The organism is Actinomycetospora sp., assembly GCF_055612215.1.
In genome coordinates, this window is record NZ_JBVPVA010001028.1 from 1 (window position 1) to 10,081 (window position 10,081).

General features: G+C 77.0%; 9 protein-coding genes. 8 read left to right on the forward strand and 1 reads right to left on the reverse strand.

The features are described from left to right. Positions 1 to 276 (forward strand): DapH/DapD/GlmU-related protein (locus AC0CYZ_RS27840; protein ID WP_472221352.1); only part of this gene is annotated, 276 nt, incomplete at its 5' end. A 31-nt stretch (positions 277 to 307) separates the two neighbouring features. Here AC0CYZ_RS27840 and AC0CYZ_RS27845 read toward each other — a convergent pair. Next, the gene (locus tag AC0CYZ_RS27845; RefSeq protein WP_472221353.1) at positions 308 to 1,465 is read right to left on the reverse strand and encodes a PucR family transcriptional regulator; all 1,158 of its coding nucleotides are present in this window, start codon (positions 1,463 to 1,465) and stop codon (positions 308 to 310) included. A 160-nt stretch (positions 1,466 to 1,625) separates the two neighbouring features. Here AC0CYZ_RS27845 and AC0CYZ_RS27850 point away from each other — a divergent pair, with 160 nt between their 5' ends. The 7 genes from AC0CYZ_RS27850 to hpnH all read left to right on the forward strand — a co-directional run. Continuing rightward, positions 1,626 to 2,537: a squalene/phytoene synthase family protein gene (locus AC0CYZ_RS27850; protein WP_472221354.1), complete on the forward strand. Its 912-nt coding sequence runs from the start codon at positions 1,626 to 1,628 to the stop codon at positions 2,535 to 2,537. Beyond that, the gene (locus AC0CYZ_RS27855; protein WP_472221355.1) at positions 2,534 to 3,460 is read left to right on the forward strand and encodes a squalene/phytoene synthase family protein; all 927 of its coding nucleotides are present in this window, start codon (positions 2,534 to 2,536) and stop codon (positions 3,458 to 3,460) included. The genes AC0CYZ_RS27850 and AC0CYZ_RS27855 overlap by 4 nt, the downstream gene beginning before the upstream one ends. Then, complete coding sequence (hpnE, locus tag AC0CYZ_RS27860; protein ID WP_472221356.1) at positions 3,457 to 4,851, forward strand: hydroxysqualene dehydroxylase HpnE; 1,395 nt, start codon at positions 3,457 to 3,459, stop codon at positions 4,849 to 4,851. The genes AC0CYZ_RS27855 and hpnE overlap by 4 nt, the downstream gene beginning before the upstream one ends. Beyond that, complete coding sequence (locus AC0CYZ_RS27865) at positions 4,848 to 5,927, forward strand: polyprenyl synthetase family protein (RefSeq protein ID WP_472221357.1); 1,080 nt, start codon at positions 4,848 to 4,850, stop codon at positions 5,925 to 5,927. The genes hpnE and AC0CYZ_RS27865 overlap by 4 nt, the downstream gene beginning before the upstream one ends. Before the next feature lie 3 nt (positions 5,928 to 5,930). Continuing rightward, the gene (shc, locus tag AC0CYZ_RS27870; protein WP_472221358.1) at positions 5,931 to 7,880 is read left to right on the forward strand and encodes a squalene--hopene cyclase; all 1,950 of its coding nucleotides are present in this window, start codon (positions 5,931 to 5,933) and stop codon (positions 7,878 to 7,880) included. Continuing rightward, complete coding sequence (gene ispH, locus AC0CYZ_RS27875; protein ID WP_472221359.1) at positions 7,877 to 9,532, forward strand: 4-hydroxy-3-methylbut-2-enyl diphosphate reductase; 1,656 nt, start codon at positions 7,877 to 7,879, stop codon at positions 9,530 to 9,532. Before shc ends, ispH begins: the two co-directional genes overlap by 4 nt. 2 nt (positions 9,533 to 9,534) lie before the next feature. Beyond that, positions 9,535 to 10,081 (forward strand): adenosyl-hopene transferase HpnH (gene hpnH, locus AC0CYZ_RS27880; RefSeq protein WP_472221360.1); only part of this gene is annotated, 547 nt, incomplete at its 3' end.

Sequence of the window (10,081 nt, forward strand, 5' to 3'; positions counted from 1 at the left end):
CTCGGCGAGCGCTGCCTGCTGGGCGCGAACGCCGGGATCGGCATCTCCCTCGGCGACGACTGCGTGGTCGAGGCCGGGCTCTACGTCACCGCCGGGACGCGGGTCACGCTCGTCGAGGACGGGGACGCCGACGGGGGCCGGACCGTGAAGGCCGTGGACCTCTCCGGGCGCTCCGGCCTGCTCTTCCGCCGGAACTCCACCACCGGCGCCGTCGAGGCCCTGCCCCGCACCGAGGGTGCGACGGTCGAGCTCAACGAGGCGCTGCACGCCAACTAGCCGCTGCCCGCCGGCCAGGCGCGGAGCGCCCCTACTCCCGCCACGCCAGCGCGAGCATCAGCCGGGCGCGCACGGCCGGGTCGTCGAGGGAGTCACCGAACAGCTCGTGCAGCCGCCCCATCCGGTACCGGACGGTCTGCGGGTGGACGTGGAGCTCCTCGGCCATCGCCCGGCGGTCGCCCATGTGGCGCAGCCAGGAGCGCAGCGTCTCGCGCAACCGGGCGCGCGACGAGGGCGGGGACTCCTCGAGCGGGGCGAGGACCTGGTCACCGAGGGCGTCCAGCAGCCGGTGGTCGCGGTGGACGATGATCGCGTCGAGGTGGTCGGCGACGAAGACCGGGTCGTCGCAGAGCAGGTGCTCCTTGGTCAGGCGCGCCGCGATCTCGGCGAAGTACAGACTGCGGCCCAGCTGCTCGGGCGCCACGGCGGTGCCGACCGTGGCGTGGGCGCCCCGCAGCAGGCCGGTGAGCGCGGCCCGCTCCGCCGGCCGCGGCCGGCGGGGGACGACGGCCCCGACCAGCGGCGGCCGGCGGATCGGCAGCGAGCGCGCGTCGAGTCGTGAGAGGGCCCGCCGTCCGGACGCGTCGTCGGGCTCGACCAGGACCACCGACACCTGCTCCGGGACCGGCCAGTCGGCCCGGCGGGCGGCCGCGCGCACGGCCGCCGGGTCGGTCGACTCGGAGAGCATGAGGTCGACGAGCTCCTCGCGGTGCCGCTCCCGCAGCGCGCCCGCCTCCTCCTGTTCGAGGACGAAGCCGTGCGCCGAGGCCGACGAGAGCTGGTCGACGAAGAAGAACACCGTCTCCGCGAGGGCCGCCAGCGCGCCGGGGGCGAGCCCGACCTCGAGCGCCGCCGCCGCCACGTGGCGCCAGAAGACCCGGACCCCGATCTGGTAGACCGCGAGCAGATCGGGCAGGTCTCGGCCCTCGCGCCACTGGGAGCGCCCGAGGGACTCGAAGAACTCGCGCTCGCCCGCACCGTTGATCGCGCCGTCGTTCGTCAGCGAGACGAGGCGCCCGAGGACCCCGAGGACGCCGGCCGAGACCTCCTCCTCGTGCGCGGCGAGGAACTCCGCGTAGTCCGGGACGCGCTCCGCGAGCGCCTCGCGGACCTCGACCATGAGGTCGGGGACCCGGCGTCCGACGGCCGCGGCCAGGGCGTCGAGTGACGGTGACGGGATCTCGGTCACGGGCCCACCTCTGCCTTCGCACGGACCGCGGGTGTCTGGGCGGTCCTGCCGCCCTCGACGCTAGTCCGGCGCGTTCTGTGCCGCGATGACAAATTCGGGTGTTCGAACTGATCGTCCGGGTCAAGACTTGTCGCGTCCACCACAAGCAGCATCAGGAGCCATGGAGCGGGGCGGGGCGGCGGTCGCCGACGGGCGGCTGCGGGACGCGGAGCGGGCGGAGAACTTCCCCGTCGCGCTGCGCATCCTCCCGCCCCGCCACCGTGCGGTGCTGCGCAGCGTCTACGACGTCGTCCGGACCGTGGACGACGTCGGCGACGAGGGGCATCTCGACCCCGCCGAACGCCTCGCGGCCCTGGCCGACCTCGACGACGACCTCGACCGCGTGTTCGCCGGGGCGGCACCGCGCACGCGGGTCGTCGCCGGCCTGGCCCCGTACGTCGGCCTGCTCCCCGCAGCGCCCTTCCACGACCTCGTCGCCGCGAACCGCGTCGACCAGACCGTCACCGACTACGCCACCCGCGACGCACTGATCGGCTACTGCCGGCTGTCCGCCGTGCCGATCGGGCGGCTCGTCCTGGCCGCCTTCGAGGTGGAGCCGACCGCGGCGGTGCTCACCGAGTCCGATCACCTCTGCACCGCTCTGCAGGTGATCGAGCACCTCCAGGACGTCGCCGAGGACCGCGCGCGCGGTCGCGTCTACCTGCCGGCGGACGCCCGCGAGGCGGCCGGGGTCGGCGAGGACGACCTCGACGCGCCGGCCGCCGGCCCGGCGCTGCGCCGCCTCGTCCTGGACGAGTGCGCGGCCGCCCGGGGGCTGCTCGCGTCGGGCCTGCCGTTGCTCGGCCGGCTGCACGGGTGGGCCCGCCTGGCCGTCACCGGCTACGCCGCCGGGGGCGCCGCGGCCGCGGACGCCGTGGAGCGCACCGGGGGCGACGTCCTCGGCCGGACCGCCCGCACCCGCCGCCGCGACGTCGCGCGCCACGCGGCCCGGCTCGGGCTGCGCCGGTGGACCCCCGCCGCCACCTCCGACCCGACCGCCGACACCACCCGACCAGGAGGTCCCCGCCCGTGACGACCGTCGTGACCGACTCCCGCACGGCGCGCGCCTACGCGACCTGCGAGGCGATCACCCGTACCCAGGCGCGGAACTTCCACTACGGCATCAGGCTCCTGCCCCCGGACCGCCGCGCCGCCCTCTGCGCGGTGTACGCCCTCGCACGCCGCATCGACGACATCGGCGACGAGCGCGGCGAGACCGCGGCGAAGCAGACCGCGCTCGCCGAGTTGCGCGGGCGGATCGCGGCGCTGCCCGACGCCGACACGGGTGAGGACCCGGTGCTGATCGCCGTCGCCGACGCGTCGCGCCGGTTCCCGATCCCGCTCGGGGCGTTCGCCGAGCTCGTGGACGGCGTCGACGCCGACGTCGCCGCCGACGACGCCCACCTCCGGACCGGGTCCCCGTCCGCGCCGTACCGGACCTTCGACGACCTGCTCTGGTACTGCCGCTGCGTGGCCGGGTCGGTCGGGCGCCTCTGCCTCGGGGTGTTCGGCACGCGGCCCGGGGCGGACCCGGAGGGCCGGGCCCCCGGCCTCGCCGACGCGCTCGGGCTCGCCCTGCAGCAGACGAACATCCTGCGTGACGTCCGCGAGGACCTCGCGGGCGGCCGCGTCTACCTGCCCGCCGACGAGCTCGCCGCGGCCGGGGTCACGCTGCGGCTGCGCCCCGACGGCGCCCTCGACGACCCCGACGGCGCCCTCGCCGACCTCCTGCACGACGCGGCCGTGCGCGCCCGGGGCTGGTACGACGAGGGCCTGCAGCTCGTCGAGCTGCTCGACCGTCGCAGCGCGGCCTGCACGACGGCGATGGCGGGCATCTACCGCCGCCTGCTCGACGACATCACCGCGGACCCCCGGGCCGTCTACGACCGGCGGCTGTCGTTGTCGGCGTCGCGGAAGGCGCTGGTCGCGGTCCGCGCACTGACCGGGCGGCGATGAGCAGGGTCGCCGTCCTCGGGGGCGGGCTCGCCGGGCTGTCCGCCGCGCTGCGCGCCGCGGACGCCGGGCACACGGTCACGCTGCTCGAGCGGCGGCCCCGGCTCGGGGGACTGGCCGGCTCCTTCCGGCGGGGGCCCGCCCACGTCGACACGGGTCAGCACGTCTTCCTGCGCTGCTGCGAGGCCTACCGCGGGCTGCTCGACCGGCTCGGCGTCACCGGCTCGACCACGCTCCAGGAGCGCCTCGACATCACGGTCCTGCGCCCGGGCGCCACGCCCGCGCGCCTGCGACGCGACCGCCCGCCCGCCGTCGTGACCCGCCTCCCGGGCCTGCGTCGCGTGCCCGCGCCGCACCTCGCCCGGGCGATGCTGCGCTACGACGCGCTGCCGTGGCGCGCGCGGCTGGCGCTCCCCCGCGCCGCCGCGGCCCTGCGCCGGCTCGACCCGGCCGACCCCGCCGTCGACGCCCGGTCCTTCGGCGACTGGCTGCGCCACCACGGGCAGGGACCCGCCGCGGTGCGCGCCCTGTGGGACCTCGTCGGCACGCCCACCCTCAACGCCGGCGCCGACTCGGCGTCGCTCGCGCTCGCCGCGACCGTGTTCGGCATCGGGCTGCTCGGCGAGGCCGACGCCGCGGACATCGGGTGGTCGACGGTGCCCCTCGGCGACCTGCACGACGTCGCCGCCCGGCGCGCGCTCGACGCCGCCGGGGTGCGGGTGGCGCTGTCCACCCGGGTCCGGGAGGTGGCCCGGCTCGACGGGGCCTGGCGGGTCGCCGTCACCGGGCGCGACGGCGCGCACGAGGCGCTCGACGTCGACGCGGTCGTGTGCGCCCTGCCCCCGGACGGCGCCGCGGCCGTGCTGCCCGAGCCGGTCGGGGCGGAGCTCGCGGTCGCGGCCGCGGGCCTCGGCGCGAGCCCGATCGTGGACGTCCACCTGGTCCTCGACCGCCCGGTGCTGCCGGTCCCGTTCGCCGCCGGACTGGACACCGAGGTGCAGTGGGTCTTCGACCGGTCGGCCGCCCACGGCGCCCTGCCGCCGGGCGCGCAGTACCTCGTCGTGTCGCTGTCGGCCGCCGACGCCTACCTCCCCCTCGGGGCCGAGGCGCTCGTCGCGCGGTTCACGACCGAGCTGGGCCGGCTGCTGCCCGCGATGGCGGGGGCCCGGCTCCTCGACGGCTTCGTCACCCGGGAACCCCGGGCGACCTTCCGGCCGACCCCGGGCAGCGCCGCCCACCGGCCGGCCGCGGAGACCACGCTGCCGGCGCTCGCCCTGGCCGGCGCGTGGACCGACACCGGATGGCCCGCGACGATGGAGGGTGCCGTGCGCAGTGGGGAGACCGCGGCCGGGGTCGTGACCAGGACCGTCGACCGGGCGCGGGTCGCCGCATGACCGCCCTGGGTGCTGCCGGGGGCACCGGGACGACGGCCGACCCGACGACGGTCGACGTGGCCGCGGTGCTGCGCCGGTGCCGCGACCTGGTGGATCCCGCCCTGCGCGCCGCCGTGGCGCGCCTGGACCCGACCAGCGCCGCGCAGACCGCCTACCACCTGGGCTGGACGGACCGGGACGGCCGCGCCACCCACGGCGGCGGCAAGGCGCTGCGGCCGGCGCTGGCGCTGCTCGCCGCCCGGGCGTGCGGCGCCGAGCCCGCCGTCGCCGTGCCGGGCGGGGTGGCGGTGGAGCTCGTGCACAACTTCTCGCTCGTGCACGACGACCTCATCGACGGCGACACCGAACGTCGTCACCGACCGACGGTGTGGGCGGTCTGGGGCGCCGCCTCCGCGGTCCTCTCCGGCGACGCGATGCTCACGCTCGCCCAGGAGGTGCTCCTGGACGTGCCCGCGCCCGCGGCCGCGCTCCTGCTGGCCCGGACGGTGCGCGAGCTCGTCGGGGGGCAGGTCGCCGACGTGGCCTTCGCCGACCGCGACGACGTCGGTGTCGAGGAGTGCCTGGCGATGGCGCACGGCAAGACCGGCACGCTCCTGGGCGCGAGCGCCGAGGTCGGCGCGGTCCTCGCGGGCGCGCCGGCCGGGGCCCGCGCCGCGCTGCGCACCTTCGGCGCCGAGCTCGGCCTCGCCTTCCAGCTGGTCGACGACCTGCTCGGCATCTGGGGTGACCCCGCCGTCACCGGCAAGCCCGTCCTCGCCGACCTGCGTGAGCGCAAGAAGTCGCTCCCGGTGACCTGGGCCGTCGTGCACGGGGGTGACGCCGGCCGGGAGCTGGCGGACTGGCTCGCCCGACCGGAGGACCCCGACGACGAGCTGACCCTGCGCCGTGGCGCCGCCCTGGTCGAGGCGGGCGGTGGACGGGCCTGGGCCCGCGCCGAGGCCCGCCGCCGGCTCGTCGCCGCGGAGACCGCCCTGGCGACCCTCGCCGACCAGCTGCCCGCCACCGACCCCGCGACGACGCGGGCCCGGGCCGAGCTCGTCGCGCTCGGCCGCCACCTCGCCGACCGGGAGGCCTGAGAGATGACGCTGTCGGTGACCGCCGACACGACCACCACCACCGACGTCCGCACCGCCGAGGTGGCGCTCGCTGCCGGCGTCGACCACCTGCGTGCCCGCCAGGACGCGGCCGGCTGGTGGAAGGGCGACCTCGACACCAACGTGACGATGGACGCCGAGGACCTCCTCCTGCGCCACGTCCTGGGGATCAGCGACCCGGAGCGCACCGCGGGCGCCGCCCGCTGGATCCGCTCGCAGCAGCGCTCGGACGGCACCTGGGCGACCTTCGCCGGCGGCCCCGGCGACCTGTCCACCACCGTCGAGGCGTGGGTCGCTCTGCGGCTCGCCGGCGACGACCCCGCCGCGCCGCACATGGCCCGCGCCGCGGCGTCCGTCCGGGAGCAGGGCGGGGTGGAGCGCGCTCGAGTGTTCACCCGCATCTGGCTCGCGCTCGTCGGGCTCTGGTCCTGGGACGACCTGCCCGCGATGCCGCCCGAGCTGATCCACCTGCCGCGCTGGTTCCCGCTCAACGTGTCCGACTGGGCGTGCTGGGCGCGCCAGACCGTCGTGCCGCTCACCGTGGTCGCGACGCTGCGCCCGGTCCACCCGGTCGACTTCGACGTCGAGGAGCTGCACGTCCGCGGCCCGGCGCCGCGCCGGGGCCCGGTCTGGACGTGGGCGGGGTTCTTCGCGCGCCTCGACGTCGGACTGCACGCCTGGGCCCGCGCGGCACGTCGGGGGCCGCTGGCCCTCGTCCGCCGCGGCGCGATGCGCAAGGCCGGCGAGTGGATCCTCGCCCGCCAGGAGGCCGACGGCGGGTGGGGCGGCATCCAGCCCCCGTGGGTGTACTCGGTGATGGCGCTCGTGCTGCTCGGCTACCCCCGCGACCACCCCTCGGTCGCCGCCGCGATCGCCGGCCTCGACGGGTTCACGCTGACCACCGACTCGCCCGACGGCCCGGTGATCCGCCTCGAGGCCTGCCAGTCCCCGGTCTGGGACACCTGCCTCGCGGTCAACGCGCTGCACGACGCCGGCGTCCCGGCCGACGACCCGGCCGTCGTCGCGGGCACCCGCTGGCTGCTGGACGAGCAGGTCACCGCCGACGGCGACTGGCAGGTGCGGCGCCCGGACCTGCCCTCCGGCGGGTGGGCCTTCGAGTTCGCCAACGACGTCTACCCCGACACCGACGACACCGCCGAGGTCGTGCTGGCCCTGCGGCGCTCGGAGCACGACGGCCTGTCCGGGTCCGAGCGGGCGCGACTGCGCACGGCGGTCGACCGCGGGCTGGACTGGGCGGCCGGCATGGTCTCCGCGGACGGCGGGTGGGGCGCGTTCGACGCCGACAACACCCGCACGCTGGTCACCAAGCTGCCGTTCTGCGACTTCGGGGAGGTCATCGACCCGCCGTCCGCCGACGTCACCGCCCACGTCGTGGAGGCCCTGGCCGCCGAGGGACGGGCCGGGTCGGAGGTCTGTCGCGGGGGGCTCGCCTGGCTGCTGGACCACCAGGAGGCCGACGGCTCGTGGTTCGGGCGGTGGGGCGCGAACCACCTCTACGGCACCGGGGGCGTCGTGCCCGCCCTCGTCGCCGCGGGGGTGGACCCGGCGTCGGCGCCGATCCGCCGGGCGGTGCGCTGGCTGCACGAGCACCAGAACGACGACGGCGGGTGGGGCGAGGACCTGCGCTCCTACGTCGACCCGGCGTGGATCGGGCGCGGGGCCTCCACCCCGTCGCAGACCGCGTGGGCGCTGCTGGCACTGATCGCCGCCGGCGACCGCGGGCCGGTCGCGCAGCGCGGGATCCGGTGGCTGGTGGACACGCAGCGCGCCGACGGCGGCTGGGACGAGGAGCAGTTCACCGGCACCGGCTTCCCCGGCGACTTCTACATCGCCTACCACCTCTACCGCGTCGTCTTCCCGATCTCCGCGCTGGGCCGGTGGGTGCACGGGTGGGACCTGGGGGACGCGCGGTGACGGGGCCCGTCGTCGCCACCCCGCTGGCGATCGAGCGGCGCGCCCTCGCCGGACGGGGCGACGTCCGGGTCCCGACGGCGCAGGTCGTCACCACCGGCGCGGGGCCCCGGCGCTCGACGGCCTCGGCCGCCGGGCTGGGGTCCCGGCCGCGGCTGGTGGCCGGGGTCGCCGGGGCCCTGGCCCGCGGGATCGCGCCCGGCGACCTGGTGGTGGCCGACGAGGTGCGCGGTCCCGAGGGCCGGTCGGTGCGGTCGGCCGCTGCGCCGCTGCTGGCCGCGGCGCTGCGGGCGGCGGGGCTGACAGTGCACGTCGGGCCCCTGGTCTCCGTCGACCACGTGGTGACCGGGTCCGAGCGGGCGGCCCTGGCCCGGGGTGTGTCGCGCCGGGTGAACGGCGCCGTCCTCACGTCTGACGGCAGCAATGCGCCATTGCTGCCACCCGAGGCGGCGCCGGCGTCGGGAGTGAACGGCGCCGTCCTCACGTCCGACGCCAGCAATGCGCCGTTGCTGCCACCCGGCCGACCCCCGCTCGCGGTCGACATGGAGTCCGCCTGGCTGGCCCCGGCCGACCCCGCGACCCCGTTCGCCGTCGTGCGCGCGGTCGTGGACACCCCGGACCACCCGCTCCTGCACCCGGGCACCATCGGCCGCGGGATCGCCGCCCTGCGGGCCCTGCGCCGCGCGGCGCCCGTGATCGCCGCGTGGGCCGCCGCCCTCGGCGGGCGCGAGGTGCTGCTCGCCGAGCCGCGCTCGTTCTGCGCGGGCGTGGACCGGGCCATCGCGACGGTCGAGGCGGCCCTGGAGCGCCACGGCGCCCCGGTGTACGTCCGCCGCCAGATCGTGCACAACCGCCACGTCGTCGACGACCTCGAGCGTCGCGGCGCGGTGTTCGTGCGGGAGGCCGACGAGGTGCCGCCCGGCGCGGTGCTCGTGCTCGCCGCCCACGGCGTCGCCCCCGCGGTCCGCCGCGCCGCCGCCCAGCGCCGGCTGGCCGTCGTCGACGCGACGTGCCCGCTGGTGACCAAGGTGCACGCCGGGGTGCGCCGGGCCGGCGGGCGGGGCGACACGGTGTTCCTCATCGGCCACGCCGAGCACGAGGAGGTCGAGGGCACCGTCGGGGAGGCCGCCGAGGTGCCCGGCGACGTCGTCGTCGTGGGCAGCGAGGCCGAGGCCGAGACGGTCACCGCGCCCGACCCGGCGCGGGTCGCCTCCGCGGTGCAGACCACGCTCGCGCTCGACGAGGCCGAGCGGATCGCCGCGGTGCTGCGACGACGGTTCCCGGCGCTCGTCGAGCCCCGCTCGGCGGACATCTGCTACGCCACCACCAACCGCCAGGCCGCGGTGCGGGCGGTGGCCGCCGAGGCCGACCGGCTCGTCGTCGTCGGCTCGGCGAACTCCTCGAACTCGGTGCGCCTGGCGGAGGTCGGGGAACGCGCCGGGGTCGCCGCCCGGCGCGTCGACGACGCGGGCGAGCTGGACCTGACCTGGCTCGCCGGCGCCCGGCGCGTCGCCGTCACCGCGGGCGCCTCGGCGCCCGACCACCTCGTCGACGGCGTCGTCGACGTCCTGCGCGGGCTCGGGCCCGTGACCGTCACCCCCCGGCCGACCACGACCGAGGCCGTGCACTTCACCCTCCCCAAGGAAGTGAGCTGACGATGGGTTTCCCCCTGCGCCAGAGCATCCGGCTCGGCACCTACCTGATGGAGCAGAAGCTCCGCGGGAAGAAGAAGTTCCCGATCCTGGTCGAGCTCGAGCCGCTGTTCGCCTGCAACCTCAAGTGCGCCGGCTGCGGGAAGATCGCCCAGCCGGCGTCGCTGCTCAAGCAGCGGATGCCGGTCGAGCAGGCGGTCGGCGCCATCACCGAGGCCGGCGCGCCGATGGTCTCCATCGCCGGCGGCGAGCCGCTGATGCACCCGCAGATCGACGAGATCGTCCGGCAGCTGCTGGACCGCACCAAGATCGTCTTCCTGTGCACGAACGCGCTGCTGCTGCCGAAGCACCTCGCGAAGTTCACGCCGCACCGGAACTTCGCGTGGATGGTCCACATCGACGGGCTGCGGGAGCGCCATGACGCCTCGGTGTGCAAGAAGGGCGTGTTTGACCAGGCCGTCACCGCGATCCGCGACGCGCAGGCGGCCGGGTTCCGCGTCAACACCAACACGACTTTCTTCGCCACCGACACGCCGCAGGACGTCATCGACG